Below are 24,027 nucleotides of genomic sequence, written 5' to 3'. Positions count from 1 at the left end.
GTTTTTGAGAAATAAAGGAATTGTGAGTCTGCTCACGCGCTTAACGTGCTGATTGCCATTCAAAACAAAAGTGCGGCAATCGTCTGAAGGTTCCTGAACCGCCTAATTTTTACACTCATCAAGTCGGGGGGAAGCCTCCGGCTATAAAAACGATGAGGACGTAAAAATGAATCATGCGATTACGATGGGTATCTTCTGGCATTTAATAGGCGCAGCCAGTGCAGCCTGTTTCTATGCCCCGTTCAAAAAGGTGAAAGGCTGGTCGTGGGAAACCATGTGGTCCGTTGGCGGTACCGTGTCCTGGCTGATTTTGCCGTGGACAATCAGCGCCATGCTGCTACCCGATTTCTGGGGCTACTTCTCCTCCTTCAACGCCTCCACCCTGCTGCCGGTATTCCTGTTCGGCGCGATGTGGGGCATCGGTAATATCAACTACGGCCTCACCATGCGCTACCTCGGCATGTCGATGGGCATCGGCATCGCGATTGGCATTACGCTGATCGTCGGCACGCTGATGACGCCCATCCTCAACGGCAACTTCGACGTACTGATCAACACCCAGGGCGGGCGAATGACGCTGCTGGGCGTGCTGGTGGCAGTAATCGGCGTGGGGATCGTCACCCGCGCAGGCCAGCTAAAAGAACGCAAGATGGGCATCAGGGCCGAAGAGTTCAATCTGAAGAAAGGGCTGCTGCTGGCGGTGATGTGCGGCGTCTTCTCGGCGGGCATGTCGTTCGCCATGAACGCCGCCAAACCGATGCACGACGCCGCTGCGGCGCTGGGCGTCGATCCGCTGTACGTTGCCCTGCCAAGCTACGTGGTGATCATGGGCGGTGGCGCGCTGATAAACCTCGGTTTCTGCTTCATTCGTCTGGCAAAAGTAAAGAAGCTGTCGGTAAAAGCCGATTTCTCGCTGGCAAAACCGCTGATCGTCACCAACGTCCTGCTCTCCGCGCTCGGCGGCCTGATGTGGTATCTGCAATTCTTCTTCTACGCCTGGGGTCACGCCAGCATTCCGCCGCAGTATGACTATATGAGCTGGATGCTGCACATGAGTTTCTACGTGCTGTGCGGTGGGCTGGTTGGGCTGGTGCTGAAGGAGTGGAACAACGCCGGGCGTCGTCCGATTGGCGTGCTGAGCCTGGGCTGCGTGGTGATTATCATTGCGGCCAATATCGTCGGCCTCGGCATGGCGAATTGATTACGCTGCTTTTCGACTGCGATGACGCCACTGAACCGGCGTCATCCCCACCTCGCGGTTAAACACCACCGAAAAGTAGTTACTGTCCTCAAAGCCGCAGCGCATCGCCACTTCACTCACCATCAGCTCCGTATGCTGTAACAGATACTGGGCGTGGCAGATGCGCAGCTGACGCAGATAATGGTTGACCGTCATCCCCGTCTGGGTGCGGAATTGCTGGCGCAGCGCGCGCTCGCTGCACTGCTCCTGCTCGCAGAATTTTTCCAGCACGAAACTCTTGTTCAGGCTACCCGCAAGCCGGGTGATGAGCTTATCCAGCAGCGCTTCCTGCGTGGTGGCGGAGGGATTATCCGTGGCGTAACGATGACGTTTGAGGGTCATCACCAGCTGGGCGAAAAGCAGCTCCGACATCTGGTTTGCCACCGGATCGCTCTTCTGGCTCTCCTGCTCCAGCTGGGAAATGGTCTGGCGCACCTGAGCCATACCGTTGCTGCTTAAGCGCCAGTGCGGTTCGCCTCTGGTATCAGGAAAGCCCGGGATGTTGCCCGCCCAGTCGACATTCAGTTTGAGCCTGTCAGGGCAGTAGATGACGTTCTGCAACACCAGATCGTTAACCGAGGCGTAAGAGTGCTTGTCTTCAGCGCGAATGTAAAACAGGTCTCCACGCGTGATGCGGTAGGGTCGGTCGTTGAGGACGTGCAGGCCGTTGCCACGCCACACCAGCACCAGCTCGCAGAACTCATGGGTGTGCTCGGCAAAGACATTTTGCGGATAACGGTCGGCCACCGCAACGGCCTGACTTGCGGAGGCAAAAAAATCATCTTTGCGAAGAATGAGTTGAGCAGCCACACCACAACCTCTACGGCGAATAACCGGACATTATTAGCGTTTTTGCGGCCTGAAAACGGTGACTACTCTCGCGTTACTGAAGCAACGCGTCCTTACCCTGACGAATATCGCGCGGCGACCAGCTAAACTCACGGCGAAAAAGCGTCGAAAAGTGGTTACTGTCGCCGAATCCGCAGCGATAGGCGATATCGGTGACGCTTTCGTCGGTATGACGTAAAAGGTGACGCGCTTTGATCAGGCGCAGACGGTTGAGGTAGCGCTGCGGCGTCAGCCCGGTATGCTGCTTGAGCTGACGATGCAGCGTGCGCAGCGAGAGCGAAAAGTCATCTGCCAGCGTTTCCCAGCAGACATCTTCGGCAAAATGATCTTCCAGCCCTTCCACCAGGCTGCTGCGCCGCAGCAGTACCAGCAGTTGCATAAACAGCAGCTCGCGGGTGGCGATGGCGTGCGTCTCCTGCCCGTCCTCGCTCTGCTCCATCTGGCTCACCAGCTGCCGCACCTGCTGCAACGTGGACTGATTCACCCGCCAGTGCGACGGGTAGTGGCCGTCCTTCTCCTGCGGCAACAGCTGATTCAGCCCGGAAAGAAACTGGAACCCATCCGGAGAACGATAGAGCACATTGGTCAGGCACAGGTTGTCGGTATGTTCATACAGATGCCTGTCGTGGTCGCGCACGAAGCACACCGTACCGCCGCTGATGGTATACGGCTGACCGTTAAACACGTGGATGCCCGTTCCGTGCTCAACAATCACAATCTCATGAAAATCATGATGATGTTCCGGGAACGCAGCCTGAGGAAGCCGTGGCTCAATCGCGACGGGAGATGCCCCCGAAGGGAAAAAATCGACGCTGTGCAGTACGGTCATAACGGCCCCCACCAATGAGAAAAGTTCTCAAAATAGTAATTAAGGCTTTCCTCGCTCACCTTAAATTTTTGACAGCAAACCGCGCAAAAGCTGCCGTTTTTTCAAGAAACGAGCGGAAAGATCGGGAAATGCGGTCAGCGTCACACTGCCTGCAAACCCCGCCATTACTGGAAACTGTGAACTCCCTCACGTTCATCTTTGCTTTCTTGCCAGCGCGAGATTTGGGCTGTCAGTGGCGAGAAGGTGGCTATTTCTTCCCTTTCTTACACTCCTCGCTAATGACTTAAGAAAGGACCCGACCATGACTTTTCGCCATTGTGTGGCTGTCGATTTAGGCGCATCCAGCGGCCGTGTAATGCTCGCCACCTGGGACTGTGACCTGCACACCCTTACGCTTCGCGAAATGCACCGTTTCGCCAATTGTCTGCAAAAACAGGACGGTTTTGTTACCTGGGATATCGATGCGCTGGAGGCGGAGATCCGCACCGGACTTCATAACGTCTGCAAGGACGGTATTCGCATCGACAGTATCGGCATTGATACCTGGGGTGTGGATTACGTGCTGCTGGACAGTCACGGCGAACGCGTCGGCCTGCCCGTTTCCTACCGCGACAGCCGTACCGCTGGGCTGATGGCGCACGCCATCGCGCAGCTTGGCAAGGAGAACATCTATGGTCGCAGCGGCATCCAGTTTCTGCCGTTTAACACGCTGTACCAGCTGCGCGCGCTGGTGGAGCAACAGCCAGAGCTGGTCGAAAAGGTGGCGCATGCACTGCTAATCCCGGACTACTTAAGCTACCGTCTGACCGGCAACATGAACTGGGAATACACCAACGCCACCACCACCCAACTGGTGAACATCAACACCGATAACTGGGACGAAAACCTGCTGGCGTGGACGGGCGCATCGCCGTCCTGGTTCGGCACGCCAACGCACCCCGGAAATGTGATCGGTCAGTGGATTTGCCCGCAGGGGAATGAAATCCCCGTCGTTGCCGTCGCCAGCCACGATACCGCCAGCGCGGTCATTGCCTCGCCGCTCGCCGGCAAAGACGCGGCGTACCTTTCTTCCGGCACCTGGTCGCTGATGGGCTTTGAGAGCAAAACGCCGTACACCAGCGATGCCGCGATGGCGGCGAACATCACTAACGAAGGTGGCGCCGAAGGGCGCTACCGGGTGCTGAAGAACATCATGGGCCTGTGGCTGCTCCAGCGGGTGCTGAAAGAGCAGAACATCACCGACCTGCCCGCGCTTATCGCGGAAACCGAAACGCTGAAGGCCTGCACCTTCCTGATTAACCCGAACGACGACCGCTTTATCAACCCGGCGCACATGAGCGCTGAAATCCAGGCCGCCTGTTTTGAAGCGGGGCAGCCGGTACCTTCCCGCCCCGCCGAGCTGGCGCGCTGCATTTTTGACAGTCTCGCCCTGCTCTATGCCGACATCCTGAGCGAGCTGGCTGACCTTCGCGGCAAACCGTTCACGCAGCTGCATATCGTGGGCGGCGGCTGCCAGAACCAGCTGCTGAACCAGCTCTGCGCGGATGCCTGCGGCATTACCGTGGTGGCAGGTCCGGTTGAAGCCTCCACGCTCGGCAATATCGGCATTCAGCTGATGACCCTGGACGAACTTTCAAACGTTGACGATTTCCGGTCGGTGGTGACGGCGAATCACAGCCTGACCACCTTCACCCCCCATCCCTGCCATGAAATTGCCCGCTATCGGGCGCAGTTTCAGCAAAAACGACTGACTAAGGAGCTTTGCGCATGACCACTCAACTTGAACAAGCCTGGGGCCTGGCTAAACAGCGTTTCGCCGCCGTCGGCGTGGATGTCGAAAAGGCGCTGCGCCAGCTCGACCGTCTGCCCGTCTCCATGCACTGCTGGCAGGGTGATGACGTCGCCGGTTTCGAGAATCCGGGCGGTTCCCTGACGGGTGGCATTCAGGCCACGGGTAACTACCCGGGCAAAGCGCGCAACGCTACCGAACTGCGTGCGGATCTGGAGCTGGCGCTGAGCCTGATCCCCGGGCCAAAACGCCTGAATCTGCACGCCATTTATCTGGAGTCCGACGAGCCGGTCGCGCGTAACGAAATCAAACCGGAGCACTTTAAGCACTGGGTGGCGTGGGCGAAAGCCAACCGGCTGGGTCTCGATTTTAACCCGTCCTGCTTCTCGCACCCGCTGAGCGCGGACGGGTTTACCCTTGCGCACGCCAACGACGAAATCCGCCAGTTCTGGATCGACCATGTCAAAGCCAGCCGCCGCGTCTCGGCGTATTTCGGCGAGCAGCTTGGCACGCCGTCGGTGATGAATATCTGGGTCCCGGACGGCATGAAGGACATCACCGTAGACCGACTGGCCCCGCGTCAGCGCCTGCTGTCCGCGCTGGATGAAGCCATCAGCGAGAAGCTGGATCCGGCGCACCACATCGACGCCGTGGAGAGCAAGCTGTTCGGCATTGGCGCCGAGAGCTACACCGTCGGCTCGAACGAGTTCTACATGGGGTACGCCACCAGCCGCCAGACCGCGCTGTGCCTGGATGCCGGTCACTTCCATCCGACCGAGGTGATCTCCGACAAAATCTCCGCTGCCATGCTCTACGTGCCGCGCCTGCTGCTGCACGTCAGCCGCCCGGTGCGCTGGGACAGCGACCACGTGGTGCTGCTGGATGATGAAACCCAGGCGATTGCGAGCGAAATCATCCGCCACGACCTCTTTGACCGCGTCCACATCGGCCTCGACTTCTTCGATGCTTCCATCAACCGCATCGCGGCGTGGGTAATCGGCACCCGCAACATGAAAAAAGCCCTGCTGCGCGCCCTGCTGGAGCCTGTCGGCGCGCTGAAACAGCTGGAGGCTAACGGCGACTACACCGCGCGTCTGGCGCTGCTGGAAGAGCAGAAATCCCTGCCGTGGCAGGCGGTGTGGGAGATGTACTGCCAGCGTAGCGACGCGCCGGCAGGCAGCCAGTGGCTGGACAACGTGCGGGCGTATGAGAAAGACGTGTTGAGTCAGCGCGGGTAACTGGCCCCTCACCCCTGCCCTCTCCCCAAAGGGGAGAGGGAGCAAACCATCCCTTCTCCCCTTTGGGGAGAGGGTTAGGATGAGGGGAAACTCTCACCACGATAACTGGAAAAGAAAACTATGCAGACCATCACCACCTCCTGGTTCGTCCAGGGCATGATCAAAGCCACCTCTGACGCCTGGCTGAAGGGCTGGGACGAGCGCAACGGCGGCAACCTGACGCTGCGCCTGGACGATGCGGATATCGAACCGTTCGCCGCAGATTTCCACCAGAAGCCGCGCTATATCGCCCTGAGTCAGCCGATGCCGCTACTCGCCAACACGCCGTTTATCGTCACCGGCTCCGGGAAGTTTTTCCGCAACGTCCAGCTCGACCCGCAGGCCAACCTCGGCGTGGTAAAAGTGGACAGCGACGGCGCAGGCTACCACATTCTGTGGGGACTCACGGATGAAGCGGTCCCCACCTCTGAACTGCCGGCGCACTTCCTCTCCCACTGCGAACGCATCAAGGCGACTAATGGCAAGGACCGCGTGATCATGCACTGCCACGCCACCAACCTGATCGCCCTGACCTACGTGCTGGAAAACAATTCTGATTTCTTCACCCGCAAACTGTGGGAAGGCAGCACCGAGTGTCTGGTGGTGTTCCCGGACGGCGTCGGCATTCTGCCGTGGATGGTGCCGGGTACCGACGAAATCGGCCAGGCAACCGCCGTGGATATGCAAAAGCACTCTCTGGTGCTGTGGCCGTTCCACGGCGTGTTTGGCAGCGGCCCGACGCTGGATGAAACCTTTGGCCTGATCGACACCGCCGAGAAATCCGCGGAGGTGCTGGTGAAGGTCTATTCCATGGGCGGCATGAAGCAGACCATCACCCGGGAAGAGCTGATCGCCCTGGGCAAACGCTTTGGCGTCACCCCGATGCAGTCTGCGTTAGATCTGTACAAATAACAACATCGCGCCCCGCTCACCGAGACGGGGCGAAAACCACCTGCAATCCCTACAACTAACTCAAGTCAGTGGAGTAAAAGCAATGAAAATAAAGACAAGCTTGATCCTCACCGTTGCCGCTCTGGCGTTGTCCGGTTCCGCTTTAGCTGAAGTGAAAATCGCCCTGGTGGCGAAGTCCTTAGGGAATGGATTCTTCGAAGCAGCGAACGTCGGCGCGCAGGAGGCGGCCAAAGAGTTAGGCGATGTAAAAGTGATTTATACCGGCCCGACCACCACCACGGCAGAAGCGCAGATCGAGGTGCTGAACGGACTGATCGCCCAGGGCGTGGATGCGATCGCGATTTCCGCGAACGATCCGGACGCCGTCGTGCCGGTGCTGAAAAAAGCGATGCAGCGCGGCATCAAGGTGGTGTCGTGGGATTCTGGCGTAGCGAAAGCCGGGCGTCAGATCCACCTGAACCCGTCCAATAACGCCCTGATTGGCGAAACCAACGTCAAGCTCGCCGCCGACGCGATGAAGGCGCTGAACGTCGAGAAAGGCGACGTTGCCGTGCTGAGCGCCACGCCAACATCAACAAACCAGAACACCTGGATTGCGGAGATGAAAAAGGTGCTGCCGAAGTACCCGTCCGTCAATCTGGTGACCGTGGCCTACGGCGACGATCTCTCTGATAAAAGCTACCGCGAGGCGGTCGGCCTGCTGAAAACCTACCCTGATTTGAAAGTGATCGTTTCACCGTCGTCCGTGGGCATTGTCGCTGCGGCGCAGGCGGTGAAAGACCAGGGCAAGATCGGCAAAGTGTACGTCACCGGGTTAGGCCTGCCGTCTGAAATGGCGGGCGCGGTAAAATCCGGCGCGAGCAAAAGCTTTGCCATCTGGAACCCCATTGATTTGGGCTATGCGGCAACCTACCTGGCGGATGACCTTGTGAAAGGCACCGCCACGAAGGGCGAGGCCAGAGCGGACATCGAAGGCTGGCTGGATAAAGCCCTCGCCGACCCGTGCGCGCCGTGCAACCCGCGCACCGCCAGCCGCGATGAGGTCCGCGAGCTGTACCTGGAGGCACTATGATCCGCAAAGCCTTTGTGATGCAGGTAAACCCGGACGCGCACGAGGAGTACGCGCGCCGCCACAACCCTATCTGGCCCGAGCTGGAAGCGGTGCTGAAAGCCCACGGCGCGCACCACTACGCCATCTATCTCGACAAAGCCCGCAACCTGCTGTTTGCCACCGTGGAGATTGAATCGGAGGAGCGCTGGAACGCGGTAGCGAATACCGACGTCTGCCAGCGCTGGTGGAAGCATATGGGTGACGTTATGCCGTCTAACCCGGATAACAGCCCGGTGAGTGCGGAGCTGGAAGAGGTGTTTTACCTGGACTGATGTGTTAACGCTGCTGCCCCCGAGGCGGCAGCAATCTCCCGCCTGCCACTCAGCGTAAACGCCGACACCACCGTAATCGCCAGCACGAAGCAGCCCAGCATCAGGTACGTCTCCTGGAAGCCGATCCGGTCATACATATTCCCGGCAAAGGCGGAGAGAAAAATCGCCGCCGACTGTTTGGCAAACTGGAAGCCAATCAGGTAGATGGTGGCCGAAAGCCGCGTATCAAATACACCGGTGATGTACTTGAATGCGCCCACCAGCAGGAACGGGACCTCCAGCGCGTGCAGCATCTTGAGGGCAATCACCTCCACGGCGGTGGTGGCGAACGACGAGCCGATAATGCGCGTCGCCATAATCACTCCGGCGATCAGCAGCGTGTTTTTCGCGCCGATGCGGTTAATGATCCACGGCGAGCAGAACATGATGATGGCGTTGCAAATTTCCCCCGCCGTGGTGGCAAAGCCAAAGGCGCGGGTGCCTTCCTGCGGCGTGGCGAAGAAGGTTTTAAAGAAGGTGGCAAACTGCTGGTCGAAAACGTCATACACGCAGGCTACGCCAATCACGTACAGAATAAACATCCACATTCTGCGCTGGCGGAACAGGTTGAACACGGTTTTGGCAGTGATCTGAGGCTGATTCGCGCCCAGGGCGTTCATGACCTGCGCCGTCTGGTTGGGCTTCGGCTTCGCAACGACCAGCAGCAGCATCAGCAACAGCGCTGCTCCCGAGCCCATCCAGAAAACGTACGACGGATCGATGCCAAAAAGGATGCCGCCCGTTGAGGCGCACAGCCCCCAGCCGAGACAGCCGAACATGCGCGCCTTGCCGTATTCGAAGAAGCTGTTGCGGCTCACGCGCTCGATGTAGGCCTCAATTGCCCCCGATCCAGCCGAGAAGACAAAGCCGATATACAGCCCGCCGCTCAGCGCGCCCAGCCAGATATTGGTTTTCAGCAGCGGCGCGAAGACGTACAGGAAGAACGGCGCGAACAGGAACAGCAGCACCGCGATGATCCACAGCAGGTGTTTTTTCAGCCCAAGCTTGTCCGAAATGACGCCCAGCACCGGCTGGAAGGCGATGGCCGACAGCGAGATGCAGGAGAAGACAATCCCGGTATGGGTTTTATTCAGGCCGATGATGTCCGACAGCCAGATCGGCAGGAACGGAAAGCAAGTGGCCATGATGAAGAAGTAGAGAAAGAAGAACAGCCCGAAGATCCAGAAGTTAGGGTTGTCTTTGTGGGTACAGGTTGTTGTGTTCATTATTTTTATCCTCAACGGAGGGCCGGCTGCCCGGCCCTTCAACCTTACACGCGTTCGACGCCAATCAAAATGGCGGTCTCCGGGTCCAGAATCGGCAGCGCAATACCCGCCTGCATCAGCCACTCGCCGCTCACCGTTTGCGGCGCTTCCATCCACGAAGGCAGCTTGCGCATGGTGTGTCCACCCTCACCCGTAATCTGGATGTTCGGGTGATCGAGCAGCGTGATGCGGTACTGCGCGCTGGCGTCTAACCCCGGCATGCGCAGCGGCATCATCAGGGTGTAATCCGGCATCGCAAGCTGGCTGACCATAAACAGCCCCTGCGCTTTGTCTTTGCTCACAATACCCTGTGCCAGGGTGGTAGCGTCCGGCATATCCATACGCCACTGGGTACCATGGTGGATCACCTCGCGCCACCGCTTATGCAGCGCGGCGTAGTGCCGATAGCCTTCGCGTTCATCTTCATCGACGGTAAGCGGATCCAGCTCCAGCCCCATATGGCCAAACAGGGCCGTCAGCCCGCGAAACTGGATGCTGTGCTGGCGGAAGGTGGCGTGGCATTTATGATGACCGATATGCGCGCCCATCACCTCCGGCGGGAAGAAGTAGCTCATGCCGCGCTGGATGGTGTTCCGCTCCAGCGCGTCGTTGTTGTCGGACGCCCAGAAGCGGTGGCTGCGGGTCAGCACTTCGTAATCAATACGCCCGCCACCCGACGAGCAGGATTCAAACTCAATATGCGGGAAGCGCTCGCCCAGCACGTCCAGCAGGCGGTAAAACTGGCGAGTCTGCGCGTCGGCGGCGGCTTTACCCTCGTGTCCCGGCTGCACCAGCTCGCGGTTCATGTCCCACTTCACGTAGTCGACCGCGTGCTCGCCCAGCAGCCAGCTCATGCGCTCCACGAGGTAATCAAAGGCTTCCGGGATGTTCAGGTTGAGCACCAGCTGATGACGCCCGGTCACCCGGGCGTAGCCCGGCAGCGCCAGCACCCAGTCAGGGTGCGCGCGATACAAATCGGAATCCGGGTTGATCATCTCCGGCTCAACCCAGATGCCAAACTCCATGCCGAGCCGTTTGACGTGGTCGATCACCGGCGTCAGGCCGTTCGGGTATTTTTTTTCGTCCAGATACCAGTCGCCCAGCGCGGCGCGATCGTCGTTGCGGCCTTTGAACCAGCCGTCGTCGATAATAAAGCGTTCCACCCCAAGTGCCGCGGCCTCGTCGGCCATGCGCATGATGTAGTCCGGGTCGTGGTTGAAGTAGATCCCTTCCCAGGTATTGAGGTGCACCGGGCGCGGTTTGTTTTCCGGGAAGCGGATAACGTTATCGCGCAGATAGCGATGGAACTGCTGGCTCATGCCGTTCAGGCCCCGCATGGAGTAGCTGGCATACAGGCGCGGCGTCCAGAGCGTGTCGCCCTCTTCAACCGCCATCTCTCCCGGCAGGTAGAGCGCTTCGGCCTGCAGGTAGCGACGACCATCGGTTTTCGCTTCCGCGCGCAGGCGATGGTTGCCGCTCCAGCCCAGATGCACGCCCCAGACGTCGCCCTGCATTTCGCTAAACGACGACGTACCGGCAATCAGCGCCGGGAAGTGCTCGTGGGAGGTTTTACCCCGGCGGTTTTCAATCACGAAGCTGTCGTGTTCAAGCCTGACACGGTGCGGCTGAAATTCCCGGATCCAGCGTCCGTGGAAGGCCATCACCTCCTGCGCGCGCTCGGCCACCGGCAGCGTGACGGCGAAACGGTCCACCTGCCACGGCTGAACTTTCAGATTGGTCAGGCCGTGGCGCACCACCAGCACGCCGCTGGCATCCAGCGCCAGCTCGCTGGTCAGGCGCAGACCCGCATGTTCATCTTCAGCGGTAATCGTCAGGGTGTTTCCGTCCTGCTGCACCTGCGTGGTTTTGAACACCGGGGAGCCGTCCAGCCCCTGACGATGCCCCTCAATGCCTGGCGAGCCAAACAGGCCGTGCCCCAGCTCCGCCATCAGCGTGACCGGGGAGTCGACATCCAGCCTGCCGTTCGCGACCGGGCGCGCAATGCTCAGCACATCGTGTGGCGAAAAGTGCTGAAGGTGCGGCCCCCAGTAGAGAATTTCGGCGAACGGGTGGGTTTTAACCACCACGTCTACCGTATTGCTTTCGAGTCGAAAAATGGAATCTTGCATCAGACATCTCCTGTCGTCGGGATGTCCTGAGTGTTGATCCGAAACGTTTCGGATACAAACCAAAACGTTTCGGTTCTGTGATCGGGTTTGGAATTTTCGTGGGTTTAGGCCGTCTGGCCCGGAGAGAATTCAGGCTGCCAGAGCACCTGAAGCTGCTCGATATCGTCGCCGTTAATCAGCTGGCGCACCATATCGGCAATCTGTTTTCCGACACCCTGACGGGTGGACTGAATGACTGACGCTACGTCGATATCGACAATGCTGTCCTGCGGCAGGCCGTCGTAGACCACCAGCGAGACGGCGTTGTCGCCGGATAAGCGCCCCATCTGCGCCAGCGCCATCGCCGCGCCGTCGCCGTGGGTATTGCAGTCGGTAATGATGGCCGTCGGCGGCTGCGGCAGAGCGAGAAGCTCTTTGGTGGTGGCATACCCCACGCGGCGCGACGGCGGCATGGCGCGCAGCCATTCACTGGAAAGCCCGGCTTCTCGCAGGGCATCGAGAAAGCCCTGACGACGCTGGGTAATAAACGCCTGATTGTTGCTTTCACCGAGCAACGCAATGCGCTGATGGCCTTTCTCGATCAGCCAGCGGGTAGCCTGATGCGTACCGGCGTAGTTGTCGAAGTCAAACCACGCGTACGGCTGCGGGAGGTGGCTGCGCCCGAGCGCCAGGAATGGAAAACCGGCGGCCTGAAGCTGCTCAAGACGCGGATCGTGGTCCAGCGTGTGCGCTACGATCAGCGCATCCACACGGCGGCTCTGCACCATGCGCATGTAGCTGTGCTTATCGGCCAAATCATCATCGGCAATCAGCAGTAAATCGATTTCATGTCGCGCCAGTTCGTGGCTAATTTCGCCGACCATGTCCATAAAAACGCTATTATTGAGCGGAACGGGATGCACGGGGAACACCAGCCCGACGGCGTCGATTTTGCCCATCTTGAGGCGGCGGGCGAAGGTGTTAGGTCGGTAGCCACGGCGCTGAGCCTCTGCTTCCACGCGGGCGCGCGTCTCGGCGGAGACGTCGTCATATCCGTTGAGTGCGCGGCTGACGGTGGTGACTGACAGCCCCAATTCTTTGGCAATGGCTTTAAGCGACATGAGTTTCCGTATCTCTGTTAGTTCTGTTCCGCCACCAGCAGCGCGTGCGTATCCGGCTCCAGCGCCTTAAAGATATGCGGCAGATCGGCGGGATAACAGATGTAATCCCCCGGGCCGAGCTCTTCCGCTGCGTCGATCAGGCCGACTAACGCGCGCCCCTGCGTCACAATAATATGTTCAACGGACCCCGGCGGATGCGGCTGGGATATACGGTCTGCGCCTGGCTGGGTGAGCAGCAGATAGATGTCGCGCCGCGCGCCCGGCGGACACGCCGCCAGCAAAATAGCTTCGTAGTTAGCCTGCCCGGCAACGACCTTCGTTCCCTCTCCACGGCGGATGACCTGTGTTGTCGTCTGCTGTGGTTCCAGCAGGCGGGCGAAAGGGATATCCAGCGCCACGCAAAGCGACCACAGCGTCTCCAGGCTCGGGTTACCGTTACCGGACTCCAGTTGGGAAAGCGTGGATTTGGCGATCCCGGCACGACGGGCAATTTCCGCCAGTGAAAGCCCGGTTCGCAGGCGTTCTCGCACCAGGCTTTTGGCGATCACGCTAATTGGCTGCGTCATAAAACGGCCTCTTTGTTCTATAAATCGAACGAATCGTTCATCTTGAAAAACAGTTCTGTTGCGTTCATTATAATGGATACCCGTTCGATATGGCTAAAAATGTATGACGCATCATCTCTCCTGCCTGAAAGGCGACACGATTAAAGCAATCATCCTGGTTTGCCTCGCGGTTGGGGTCGTCGGGATGTCTTATGGCTCGCTGGCGATGGCCTACGGCTTCCCGCTGTGGGTGCCGTTTGTCCTCTCCCTCACCGTGCTGGCGGGCGCGTCCGAATTTATGTTTATCGGCATTGTGGCGAGCGGCGGTAACCCGCTGGCGGCAGCCGCTGCCGGTTTACTGGTCAATGCGCGCCATGTGCCGTTTGGCGTAACGGTGCGTGAACTGGTGGGCAAACGGGGTTTGAGCTATCTCGGTTGTCACATCATGAACGATGAAAGCGTGGTGTTTGGCCTGTCGCAAAAAACGCCCGAACAGCGTAAAGCAGCCTACTGGTTATGCGGTCTGGGCGTGGCGATTATCTGGCCGGTGGGCGCGCTGCTGGGTGCCATGGTCGGCAAACTGCTGCCGGACCCGGAAACCATCGGGCTGGATGCGGTATTCCCGGCGATTTTACTGGCGTTAGTGGTACCCGCGTTTAAAAACCGTACCACGCTGATCCGCGCCTGCAGCGGCGCCGCGCTATCACTGGCCGCCGTGCCGTTTGCCCCGGTGGGCTTACCGGTGCTGCTCTCGTTACTTGGTCTCGCTGCGAGGAAAAAATAATGGGGAACATGACGGTCTTTATTCTCGGCATCGCGATCCTGTCTGCGGGAACGTATTTGATGCGCCTCGGCGGGGCAAAACTGGGCAACCGGCTGGCGCTTTCCGAGCGATCACAGGCCCTGCTTTCCGATGCGGCAACGGTGTTGCTGTTTTCGGTGGCGCTGGCGACCACGTTTTATGAAGGGGAACATTTCGCCGGGATGGCGCGGGTGCTGGGCGTGGCGTTTGCGGTGTTTCTGGCCTGGCGGAAGATGCCGTTAATTGTGGTGATCGTAGCGGCAGCGGTGGTAACGGCGCTGCTACGTCTGGCGGGACTCCACTAAGAAGAATGCCCGACAGAACAGGTCTGTCGGGCATCATAGAGGTTATCGCGCAGGAAGCGTATCGAGGTTAAGGGTAAGCATCTCGTTAAAATCCGTGGTGTTGGTAACACCAAATGCTTCGTCAGAAAGATAGGTCGTAATCATCATGGTGGCGGTGAACTGCTCGCCTACCACTTCCGTGCCGTTAACCGCAGCCAGGGCTTTTTCAGGCTTCAGCGTAACCTGTGATGCGCCACCCTGAACGGCAACCGCACCAATATCGACCGCAGCCAGTTGCACCGGACTCCCGTCAACGCGCCCATCCCTGAATTCGATTTTCATTGCGCCGCTGTCCGTAAAGCGATACGCCATGTTCTGTCGGGCAGCACCGTCAACGGAAATGCGCATTTTGCGCGCATCGGGGCACAGGACGGAAACCTGAAACTCGCGCGTGACCGAGGCATAACCGTTATAGACCTTACCCACATGCTCAGTGGAGGCCTTCCGCATATCCTCCTTACGGTAGCGCCCGTAATCGACTTTCTTCACAGCCGACATCATGTCACAGTCTTCCTCAGCGGCCTTCGCCATCCCCGGAAGGCCCGATGCGCCGCAGAGCAACACAAGCATCAGCGCGTATTGACGAACGTTGTTCAGAGACATTTCCCTGTCACCTCTTCATAGAATTTATTTGGTTCCGCCTCTGGCAGGGTATACGTCAGCTTGCAACGCCCTTCATCCAGCTTCGCATACAGCTGCTGGCTGGCGGAGATATCGTTCAGGAAGATCACGCCATCTTCGGGTGCGCTCGTCACATACTCCCCTGCGACGTCTACAATCGAGACCCCTTCCGGCAGCGGTGTGCCGTCCGCACGTTGAATATTGAGCAGCACGCGGCGCTGGCTTAACGTCGCAAACTCCCACTTCGCCACGGCGCCGTGAGACGCTTTGATCGCCGTTCGGCCGTTTCTCACGTCCAGATTGCCTGGCAGACTTTCCGTGTTGATCTCAATCGAGCTTTCACGGAACGGCGTCAGCGCAGGAATAATTGCCCGGCCCCATTTGTCCGTCCATACCGCGCCGCGCGTGGTGTCAATCTCGATACCGGCCACCGGTTTATCCAGTCTGGCAATGGCATAGGTATCGCTAACGCGGTAAGGCGAGAAGGTCACCCCGTCGCTGTGGGCGACAATGCCACCGCTTAACGATGCAGAGTAGTTGGTATTGTTGTCGTTATCTCCCCCTGCGGCCAACGCCAGGTTGGTGTAATGCAGATTACTGTTCAGCGAACTATCCCAACTGGTGGTGTTTTCATCCTGGTCCTGAGTGACCCCAACCATGTACTGGTTCTCAGCGTTGAGCGAGCCCATCGCCCGCGTGCCGTAGGAGCTCTTACCTTCACTCTCGCGATACCAGGAGCTGGTCGTCACCCCGGACCGCCCAAGCGGGATCGAGACGTTGACGTAAAACTGGTCGTTGTCGCTACTGTCATTTCGGCTGACATCCGACTCCCAGTTCACGCTCACGTTGAAGTATTTAAAGGTTTGCGACCACGACGAGATAAACCGGCGGCTGTCGTATTCGCTGTTCCAGCTCTCATTGCGGTAATAGCTTAGAGAGAAGCGGCCGAGCGTCGCGTTTGACCAGTTGATGCCGACGGTAGAGTCGTATTTGGTTTGCGACATATCGTCATCGTCACCGTAGAGTTCCGTCATCTCGCGATAATCCGGGGTGCCGTAGCTGCCGCCCAGCGAAAGTCCAATGCCCCATGGCAGGGCATACCCCAAATCCAGCGTCGTTTTGTTGCCGTCGGTTTGCGTCTGGTTGTCGATTGACGCCAGAAAACCAAGTGAGGCATACAGGTTCTGCATGGGCACGGTATCCAGGTTGCCGGAGAAGCCGTAATAGTGGTTATCCGCCATGACCATGCCGGCGAGGAAATTCATCCGCTTGTTGAGAGACCAGCCGTTGTTGGCTGAGACTACCCACGGGTTTTCGAACCGCGAATCCATATCTTCCACACGACCCGCAGCCAGCGTAAAGCCCGGTGCGCGCCCCACATGATTACTGCGGAACGTACTTGCCGAGACGGTGAACCGGTTTTCGCTGCCGTCAGTCTCAGTGACGGTTACGTTCAGGTCGGTATTAAGATTAGCCAGCGGCACATCATCTAAGTTAAACGGCCCGGCGGGAACCAACGTGGAGTAGATGAGCTGTCCGCCCTGGCGGATATCGACGCGCGCCTGCGGATTACGGGCAATACCGCTGACTTCGACACCTGTACCCGCCTGGGAAGCGAGTGCGGTATCCGGCAACATCTGGACCCCGTAAATACTCGGGATACTGAAGCGGCTGTTGGCGACGTTAATCTGGCCGCCCTGCACCATGACGCCGTAATCGGTAAAGGTACGTTGGGCATAGGTGTAGAGAGACTCGACGTCAAAACCCTGATCGCTGCCGTCGCTAATAAACTGCGTGCTGCGTACAATCCAGTCGCCAGCGTTAAAGCCCATTTCAAAGGTCGACTGGAAACGGTCGGCGTTGTCACCATCATATTGATTATGGGTGCCGAACATGGAGTAATTCAGCATGGCTGCACGTCCGCCGCTTACCTCTGCGAACTGGCGGCCATAATCAGGATCTACCGCTTCCGGCGGAACGACCACCGATATTTCTTCAATATCTGGTGACGTCTGAATCGTTGACCCGGACCAGTATTGATGAATCTTCGGGCAGGCTCCTCTTTTAATCTGTTTAATCAGACCCGCGTTTTCCAGAAACTCTTTATCAATACAGGGCGTTCCTTCTTCATCAAATTTCACAGGCATAATATTGCGCGGCTTACCGTTAATATTAACCGTCACATTATGGTAGCCAGGGGTAAAACGGGGAGCCAGAGAATAATAATCTGCGATAGCCGGATCAAGCCCGTTATTTTTTAAGGCATCACCATCAAAAATGGCTCGCGCCAGCTCCATTGATTCATTTGCCGTAGAGGAGATTTCAGCCCGAATATTAAATGCCAACGCGCTAAGGCAAAACACGAGCATTCCCTTTTTACAGGAACCGTTTAACATAACTACTCCATGTACCGTTAAGTGATTTTATTGCTTAAGGTCGGCAATATAACTGCCCGCCTTATAGCCATAGCGCGTAGCCGGATAGATTTCGATTTGTTTTTCGGATGCTGATATTTTGGCTGACGCGCTGGCCGTCATTTTTTCGCCAGGAAGAATATAAGTCTTATTCAATTTCGCGACCGTACCCGACTCCATTAATTTTACCTTTTGCTCCATTCGGACCACATAAGGCGTAGTGTTCTCCACCGTGACGTTGCCATTGTTAATCTGCCAGGTGAGGGCCTTCCAGGGTTCAATATTTACCGCCAGGCCTGCCGGGTGAATAATAACGGGGAGGTTCTGGCTAAAAACCACTTTTACTTTGTTTTTTTCACGCTGTGGGATGGCGGTAAAAATGACACGCTTGAAATGCTCGACCTTCAGCGGCTTAGCGCTGCTTTTCAGCACAAAGCGTACGCGCTGCGTTTTACCTGCATCTACGCGCACAACCGGCTGCGTGGCAATCAGGCCAGGTTTTGGGTCATCCGGGAGATCTATAATTTTGGTGTACAGCAGCTGTGCGTCAGCATCGGTGTTTTTGACATCCATGCTGGCCCCCTGCTCGTCTTCATTGACAATCAGCAGCGAGGTGTCCGGCACCATCCCGGCAGCCATACCGTTGAATGAGGCCAGCAGGCAGGCACAGATCAGCGTTCTCTTTAAAAGCAGCATAATATTAGTCCATTAATATTGATAAATGACACCCCACCGGAGTGAGGTGTCAGGTATTTCATAATGCGCGGGGGCGATTACAGATAAACCAGCTCAACATTGGTTAAGCCGTCCAGCGTGGCTTCATCGGTAACGTTTAAATCGTTGGTTGGGTTAATCATCGCGGCGACACCTACGTTAAAGTTAACCTTGGTTTGTGCGACAGGCGTGCCACCCAATACTGTACTGAAGGAATATATTTCGCTTTTATCGGTTGTAACCTGTAAATAACGATCCCCTGCTTTACTGCCCCAACTTGCACCGTTATTCAGCGAATAGGTTGGATACAACTCATCGCCAGCGTCGTTTGTTACAGCGCCCTTCGTCAGCTGAATACCTAATGAATAAGCACCAATCTGCTTGCCGTTATACATGCCCAGTCCGGCGGTATACTGTGGGGTAATTGCGAAATCCAGATCCGCCCAATGAGCAGGCAGATCTGCCGTTGGTGCAGAGTCAGCATGCGCATCGTTAAAGGTCACCGCAATACGGGTCGCTTCTTCGCAGGTAATAGAAATAGGGATAATTTTAACATCCGTCAGCGGCGTTGCCGTCGTAGAATTCAGTGAGGCCACTTTCATGGTGCCATAATCGGCAATACCACCACCGCTAATAAATGCCGGTGTACAGGAGGACGGTACGATTTTACCCGTAACCTGAATATCAACACTGGAAGCTGCCATTGCTGAAGACGCCGCTACTGCCAGTACCGACGCCAGCATTCCTTTTTTAAACATCGCGTTCATTTTATTTCCATATATTAGTGAATACAAAAAACCAGGTAATAATTACCTGACCCATAGTTTATAACGTAAAACATTTTGTATTCTGGAAAATAGCATTACAAATAAACAGAATCAATAACTCAAAATCCTTTTAGGATTAGTGCCTGAGGAAATCCGCAAAACTCAAGATGTGATATTAATTTTATGTATGTATTCGAAACAGCAATGAATTAAAACAATAAAAAACATTCATATGAAAAATATAAGCAGCAATCTGGTCAGACCTTACATTTCGGGTATGTATAGAATTGTGTTATCTAAAAGACTCTTAATAGCCAGAGGGGGCAGTATCAGAAGAGAAAGGTGAGGAAAAAGAAGAGCGTAAGAAGGGAACCTGTCCCTGCTCCGAAGAACAAGGGACAGTGGCTACAAGACTTATTTATTCAATTCAGCGGTCATGTGTACGCGGTTACCGGTGAATGCCTGGGTAATTTTGTACGATGATGCACCTGCTTCCTGGGCCTGTGCAGCAATTTTTGCTTCTGCACCGTCAAGCGTAGAGGCGGAAGCGGTTACGGTCTGCGCAGCGAAAGAACCGAAAGAAGCAGCCAGAGCGATTACAGCGACAAAAGTTTTGATGCTTTTCATGATATAAACCCTTTCGTTAAGTTGTTTAGGTAAGGCACCGTGCCTTGATGAGATAAATACTAGCCCTCATCCTTAACAACTAAAAGCGGAAGGATTTGCTATTATCATTCAAAATTACTGATCAACCATTAACCGCTGGGGATGGGTGTAAATCGTCGCCCTTCCCGGCTTGCAGAAGCCCACCAGCGTCAGGTTGCAGCGCTCCGCCACCTCCACCGCCAGCGTGGTTGCCGCCGACACCGCAAACAGAATTTCCACGCCGCACATCGCGGACTTCTGCACCATCTCATAGCTTGCACGGCTGGAAACAAGCGCCGCGCCCTGCTGCCAGAGATCGCTTTCCCGCGCACGACGGCCTAATAGCTTGTCGAGCGCAACGTGGCGGCCCACGTCCTCATGCCCCCCGGCAATATCCCCTGACGGCAATACCCACGCCGCCGCGTGCGTACAGCCGCTCAGCTGGCCAATGGGCTGAACATTGTTGAGGTGCTCAAGCGCACGGTCGAGATGTGCCAGATTAAAGGTCTGGGTAAACGGCAGCGGCTGCACCGGCTTACCGATGTCGTTAAGCTGCTCGACGCCGCAGACCCCACAGCCAGTGCGCCCGGCCAGCGCCCGACGGCGCTCTTTCAGCCCCATAAAGCGACGGCTGGAGAGTTCAATCTGCACTTCCAGACCATTGCAGGCCTGAACCACGTCCATGCCGTAGATATCCTGCGGGTGCGCAATAATGCCTTCAGAGAGGGAAAAACCGATGGCGAACAGTTCGAGATCTTTGGGTGAAGCCATCATCACCACATGCGAAATACCGTTGTAAACGAGCGCAACGGGCACTTCTTCCGCCAGAAAATCAGGCGTGGTTTGGGTAATGTGGGGCGGTCTGCGTACCGACAGTTCCACAACGCCCGCAGGCAGTGGTGATGGGCTGGTAGCACGGTTTTGTTTAGACACAACGGTATTCCTGAACAACCACGGAAGTAAGCCTGCTATTGCAGCATAAACCGCAGGCCTTACGCATAGTATGGATCAACTTTTCGACACTCATTCTCCTACTCATTAAGAAGGGGTGCAACCCGACCTCCGCTACACCCCTTTAACATGCAGAGCAGATAACGTGATCAATATCACACTTTATAATCAACGCAGTGATAATACGTTCACTTTGTATTAACGCCGTTAGAACAGGTATACCGACATTGTGGTATTCTGATGATATCCCTCGGAGAAATGAGGGATTAACGCAAATTTTTCTCCTTTGCGGTCAATTCTCAACCGCGAAGTTAAAACTACATATGTAAGCAATGTCGAAACAAGGAGTGACCCATGCAGGTCAGCAGAAGGCAGTTCTTTAAGATCTGCGCTGGCGGTATGGCAGGCACCACGGCAGCGGCACTGGGCTTTGCGCCCGGCGTAGCGCTGGCGGAAACGCGGCAGTATAAACTGCTGCGTACCCGTGAAACCCGTAATACCTGTACGTACTGCTCTGTCGGTTGCGGGCTGTTAATGTATAGCCTCGGCGACGGTGCTAAAAACGCCAAAGCGTCTATTTTCCATATCGAAGGTGACCCGGATCATCCGGTCAACCGTGGTGCGCTGTGCCCTAAAGGGGCCGGTCTGGTGGACTTTATCCACTCCGAAAGCCGACTGAAATTCCCGGAATACCGCGCGCCTGGCTCCGATAAATGGCAGCAAATCAGCTGGGAAGAGGCGTTTGACCGCATCGCAAAACATATTAAAGAAGACCGCGATGCCAACTTTATTGAGAAGAACGCCGACGGCGTCACGGTTAACCGCTGGCTCTCCACCGGGATGCTGTGTGCTTCTGCCTCCAGTAACGAAACCGGCTATTTAACCCAGAAATTCACGCGTGCACTCGGTATGCTCGCGGTCGACAACCAGGCGCGTGTCTGACACGGACCAACGGTAGCAAGTCTTGCTCCAACATTTGGTCGCGGTGCGATGACCAACCACTGGGTCGACATCAAGAACGCCAACCTTATTGTGGTGATGGGCGGTAACGCCGCTGAAGCGCACCCTGTCGGGTTCCGCTGGGCGATGGAAGCCAAAATCCACAACGGTGCGAAACTGATTGTGATCGATCCCCGCTTTACGCGTACTGCGTCAGTGGCGGATTTCTACACCCCTATTCGTTCAGGTACTGACATCACTTTCCTGTCAGGCGTATTGCTGTACCTGATGACCAACGAAAAATATAACCGCGAATACACCGAAGCCTATACCAACGCCAGCCTGATCGTGCGTGAGGATTACCACTTCGAAGATGGCCTGTTCAGCGGTTATGACGCGGAAAAACGCAAGTACGACAAAACCAGCTGGAACTACGAGCTGGATGAGAAAGGCTTTGCGAAGCGCGACACCACCCTGCAACACCCGCGCTGCGTGTGGAACCTGCTGAAAGAGCATGTTTCCCGCTATACGCCGGAGGTTGTTGAAAACATCTGCGGCACGCCGAAGGCGGACTTCCTGAAGGTCTGCGAGCTGATCGCGGAGACCAGCGCGAAGGACAAAACCGCGTCGTTCCTGTATGCACTCGGCTGGACGCAGCACTCCATCGGCGCGCAGAACATCCGCACCATGGCAATGGTGCAGCTGCTGCTCGGCAACATGGGGATGGCAGGCGGCGGCGTGAACGCCCTGCGCGGTCACTCCAACATTCAGGGTCTGACCGACCTCGGTCTGCTGTCGCAGAGCCTGACGGGTTACATGAACCTGCCGAGCGAGAAACAGCCCGACCTGCAGACCTACCTGACGGCCAGCACGCCAAAACCGCTGCTCGAAGGCCAGGTGAACTACTGGGGCAACTATCCGAAGTTCTTCGTCTCGCTGATGAAAGCCTTCTACGGCGACAAAGCGACGGCGGAAAACAGCTGGGGCTTTGACTGGCTGCCGAAGTGGGACAAAGGTTACGACGTCCTGCAGTATTTCGAGATGATGCACCAGGGCCAGGTCAACGGCTATATCTGCCAGGGCTTTAACCCGGTGGCGTCGTTCCCGAACAAGAACAAGGTGGTTGAGTCTCTGTCGAAACTGAAGTTCCTGGTCACGATTGACCCGCTCAACACCGAGACCTCGACCTTCTGGCAGAACCATGGCGAATCAAACGATGTCGATCCGTCGAAGATTCAGACCGAAGTGTTCCGTCTGCCGTCCACCTGCTTCGCGGAAGAGAACGGTTCTATCGTTAACTCCGGCCGCTGGCTGCAGTGGCACTGGAAAGGCGCGGACGCCCCGGGCATCGCCATGAACGACGGCGAGATCCTGGCCGGTATCTTCTTACGCCTGCGTAAGATGTATGCGGCAGAAGGCGGCGCGAACCCTGAGCCGGTGCTGAACATGACCTGGAACTACTCGACGCCGGAAAATCCTTCCCCGGAAGAAGTGGCGATGGAGAGCAACGGTAAGGCGCTGGCGGACGTTATCGACCCGGCCACCGGCGCGGTGCTGGCGAAGAAAGGCGATCAGCTCAGCACCTTCGCACACCTGCGGGATGACGGTACCACGTCGAGCGGCTGCTGGATCTTTGCCGGTAGCTGGACGCCGAAAGGCAACCAGATGGCCAACCGCGACAACGCCGACCCGTCGGGCCTCGGCAATACGCTGGGCTGGGCATGGGCGTGGCCGCTCAACCGCCGCATCCTCTATAACCGCGCATCCGCTGACCCGCAGGGCAACCCGTGGGATCCGAAGCGTCAGCTGCTGAAGTGGGACGGCGCGAAATGGGGCGGCGTGGATATTCCGGACTACAGCACTGCCGCACCGGGCAGCGACGTCGGGCCGTTTATCATGCAGCCTGAAGGGATGGGACGCCTGTTTGCTATCGATAAGATGGCGGAAGGGCCGTTCCCGGAACACTACGAGCCGTTTGAGACGCCGCTGGGCACTAACCCGCTGCACCCGAACGTGGTCTCTAACCCGGCAGCGCGTATCTTCAAGGGCGACTTTGAAGCGCTGGGTAAAAAGGACAAGTTCCCGTACGTGGGCACCACTTACCGTCTGACCGAGCACTTCCACTACTGGACCAAGCACGCGCTGCTGAACGCCATCGCGCAGCCGGAACAGTTTGTGGAGATCGGTGAGAAGCTGGCGGACAAGCTCGGCATTGCGCATGGCGATACCGTGAAGGTCTCCTCTAACCGCGGCTATATCAAAGCCAAGGCGGTGGTGACCAAGCGTATTCGCACGCTGAACGTTCACGGTCAGCAGGTGGACACCATCGGTATTCCGATTCACTGGGGTTATGAGGGCGTGGCGAAGAAAGGGTTCATTGCGAACACTCTGACGCCGTTCGTCGGCGATGCGAACACGCAGACGCCGGAGTTTAAGGCCTTCCTCGTGAACGTGGAAAAGGTGTAACGGAGAC

General features: G+C 57.0%; 20 protein-coding genes and 1 pseudogene. 9 read left to right on the top strand and 12 right to left on the bottom strand.

All coding sequences use genetic code 11. From position 1 onward, the window contains the following. Positions 1-166: 166 nt before the first annotated feature. Positions 167-1,201, top strand: coding sequence for an L-rhamnose/proton symporter RhaT (gene rhaT / locus ACWKXT_RS20215; RefSeq protein WP_454533290.1), 1,035 nt, complete (start codon positions 167-169; stop codon positions 1,199-1,201). Here rhaT and rhaR read toward each other — a convergent pair whose 3' ends face one another. Further along, the gene (gene rhaR / locus ACWKXT_RS20210; protein ID WP_454529361.1) at positions 1,202-2,050 is read right to left on the bottom strand and encodes an HTH-type transcriptional activator RhaR; all 849 of its coding nucleotides are present in this window, start codon (positions 2,048-2,050) and stop codon (positions 1,202-1,204) included. A 73-nt stretch (positions 2,051-2,123) separates the two neighbouring features. After that, positions 2,124-2,918 carry an HTH-type transcriptional activator RhaS gene (rhaS, locus tag ACWKXT_RS20205; RefSeq protein ID WP_454533289.1) on the bottom strand — a complete coding sequence of 265 codons (795 nt, stop codon included), beginning with the start codon at positions 2,916-2,918 and terminating at the stop codon, positions 2,124-2,126. 301 nt (positions 2,919-3,219) lie between these two features. Here rhaS (ACWKXT_RS20205) and rhaB point away from each other — a divergent pair, with 301 nt between their 5' ends. The 5 genes and pseudogenes from rhaB to rhaM all read left to right on the top strand — a co-directional run bounded on the left by rhaB (position 3,220) and on the right by rhaM (position 8,279). After that, positions 3,220-4,689, top strand: a complete 1,470-nt coding sequence (gene rhaB, locus ACWKXT_RS20200; protein ID WP_454533288.1) for a rhamnulokinase — start codon at positions 3,220-3,222, stop codon at positions 4,687-4,689. Continuing rightward, complete coding sequence (gene rhaA, locus ACWKXT_RS20195; protein WP_454533287.1) at positions 4,686-5,945, top strand: L-rhamnose isomerase; 1,260 nt, start codon at positions 4,686-4,688, stop codon at positions 5,943-5,945. Before rhaB ends, rhaA begins: the two co-directional genes overlap by 4 nt. A 120-nt stretch (positions 5,946-6,065) precedes the next feature. After that, positions 6,066-6,896: a rhamnulose-1-phosphate aldolase gene (gene rhaD / locus ACWKXT_RS20190; protein WP_454533286.1), complete on the top strand. Its 831-nt coding sequence runs from the start codon at positions 6,066-6,068 to the stop codon at positions 6,894-6,896. 82 nt (positions 6,897-6,978) lie between these two features. Further along, positions 6,979-7,854: pseudogene (gene rhaS / locus ACWKXT_RS20185) on the top strand (rhamnose ABC transporter substrate-binding protein); the annotation flags it as partial. A 110-nt stretch (positions 7,855-7,964) separates the two neighbouring features. Beyond that, positions 7,965-8,279: an L-rhamnose mutarotase gene (gene rhaM / locus ACWKXT_RS20180; RefSeq protein ID WP_003861978.1), complete on the top strand. Its 315-nt coding sequence runs from the start codon at positions 7,965-7,967 to the stop codon at positions 8,277-8,279. On the opposite strand, the gene ACWKXT_RS20175 is transcribed toward rhaM, so the two are convergent. The 4 genes from ACWKXT_RS20175 to ACWKXT_RS20160 form a co-directional block, all read right to left on the bottom strand. Then, positions 8,267-9,544 carry an MFS transporter gene (locus ACWKXT_RS20175; protein ID WP_042716414.1) on the bottom strand — a complete coding sequence of 426 codons (1,278 nt, stop codon included), beginning with the start codon at positions 9,542-9,544 and terminating at the stop codon, positions 8,267-8,269. The two genes, rhaM and ACWKXT_RS20175, sit on opposite strands and share 13 nt — an antisense overlap. 44 nt (positions 9,545-9,588) lie before the next feature. Continuing rightward, positions 9,589-11,712: an alpha-galactosidase gene (locus tag ACWKXT_RS20170; protein ID WP_454533285.1), complete on the bottom strand. Its 2,124-nt coding sequence runs from the start codon at positions 11,710-11,712 to the stop codon at positions 9,589-9,591. Positions 11,713-11,816: 104 nt separating this feature from the next. Further along, positions 11,817-12,812, bottom strand: coding sequence for a LacI family DNA-binding transcriptional regulator (locus tag ACWKXT_RS20165; protein WP_059311778.1), 996 nt, complete (start codon positions 12,810-12,812; stop codon positions 11,817-11,819). Between the two features lie 17 nt (positions 12,813-12,829). After that, a complete protein-coding gene (locus ACWKXT_RS20160) occupies positions 12,830-13,378 on the bottom strand; it encodes a helix-turn-helix domain-containing protein (RefSeq protein WP_010436871.1) in 549 nt (182 codons plus the stop codon). A gap of 103 nt (positions 13,379-13,481) precedes the next feature. Between ACWKXT_RS20160 and ACWKXT_RS20155 the strand changes: the two genes are divergently transcribed. Further along, positions 13,482-14,141: an AzlC family ABC transporter permease gene (locus ACWKXT_RS20155; RefSeq protein ID WP_080330303.1), complete on the top strand. Its 660-nt coding sequence runs from the start codon at positions 13,482-13,484 to the stop codon at positions 14,139-14,141. Then, positions 14,141-14,464, top strand: a complete 324-nt coding sequence (locus ACWKXT_RS20150; protein WP_454533284.1) for an AzlD domain-containing protein — start codon at positions 14,141-14,143, stop codon at positions 14,462-14,464. The genes ACWKXT_RS20155 and ACWKXT_RS20150 overlap by 1 nt, the downstream gene beginning before the upstream one ends. A gap of 42 nt (positions 14,465-14,506) precedes the next feature. On the opposite strand, the gene ACWKXT_RS20145 is transcribed toward ACWKXT_RS20150, so the two are convergent. The 6 genes from ACWKXT_RS20145 to fdhD all read right to left on the bottom strand — a co-directional run bounded on the left by ACWKXT_RS20145 (position 14,507) and on the right by fdhD (position 20,597). Continuing rightward, positions 14,507-15,106: a DUF1120 domain-containing protein gene (locus ACWKXT_RS20145; protein WP_120159770.1), complete on the bottom strand. Its 600-nt coding sequence runs from the start codon at positions 15,104-15,106 to the stop codon at positions 14,507-14,509. Further along, on the bottom strand, positions 15,097-17,520 hold the full coding sequence (locus ACWKXT_RS20140) for a fimbrial biogenesis usher protein (RefSeq protein ID WP_454533283.1): 2,424 nt from the start codon (positions 17,518-17,520) through the stop codon (positions 15,097-15,099). The genes ACWKXT_RS20145 and ACWKXT_RS20140 overlap by 10 nt, the downstream gene beginning before the upstream one ends. 27 nt (positions 17,521-17,547) lie before the next feature. Further along, a complete protein-coding gene (locus ACWKXT_RS20135; protein WP_454533282.1) occupies positions 17,548-18,234 on the bottom strand; it encodes a fimbria/pilus chaperone family protein in 687 nt (228 codons plus the stop codon). A 77-nt stretch (positions 18,235-18,311) separates the two neighbouring features. Further along, entirely contained in the window at positions 18,312-19,019 is a 708-nt protein-coding gene (locus tag ACWKXT_RS20130) for a DUF1120 domain-containing protein (RefSeq protein ID WP_454533281.1), read from the bottom strand. A 414-nt stretch (positions 19,020-19,433) separates the two neighbouring features. After that, on the bottom strand, positions 19,434-19,646 hold the full coding sequence (locus tag ACWKXT_RS20125; RefSeq protein ID WP_015569916.1) for a YdgH/BhsA/McbA family protein: 213 nt from the start codon (positions 19,644-19,646) through the stop codon (positions 19,434-19,436). Positions 19,647-19,760: 114 nt separating this feature from the next. Beyond that, on the bottom strand, positions 19,761-20,597 hold the full coding sequence (gene fdhD / locus ACWKXT_RS20120) for a formate dehydrogenase accessory sulfurtransferase FdhD (protein WP_454533280.1): 837 nt from the start codon (positions 20,595-20,597) through the stop codon (positions 19,761-19,763). A 372-nt stretch (positions 20,598-20,969) separates the two neighbouring features. Here fdhD and fdnG point away from each other — a divergent pair, with 372 nt between their 5' ends. Then, positions 20,970-24,020 carry a formate dehydrogenase-N subunit alpha gene (gene fdnG / locus ACWKXT_RS20115; protein WP_454529375.1) on the top strand — a complete coding sequence of 1,017 codons (3,051 nt, stop codon included), beginning with the start codon at positions 20,970-20,972 and terminating at the stop codon, positions 24,018-24,020. The last annotated feature ends 7 nt before the right edge of the window (positions 24,021-24,027 follow it).

The sequence above is a fragment of the Enterobacter sp. UPMP701 genome (assembly GCF_053709515.1).
Note: the sequence above shows the minus strand (reverse complement) of the source record. Positions and strands in the feature narration are given on the sequence as shown.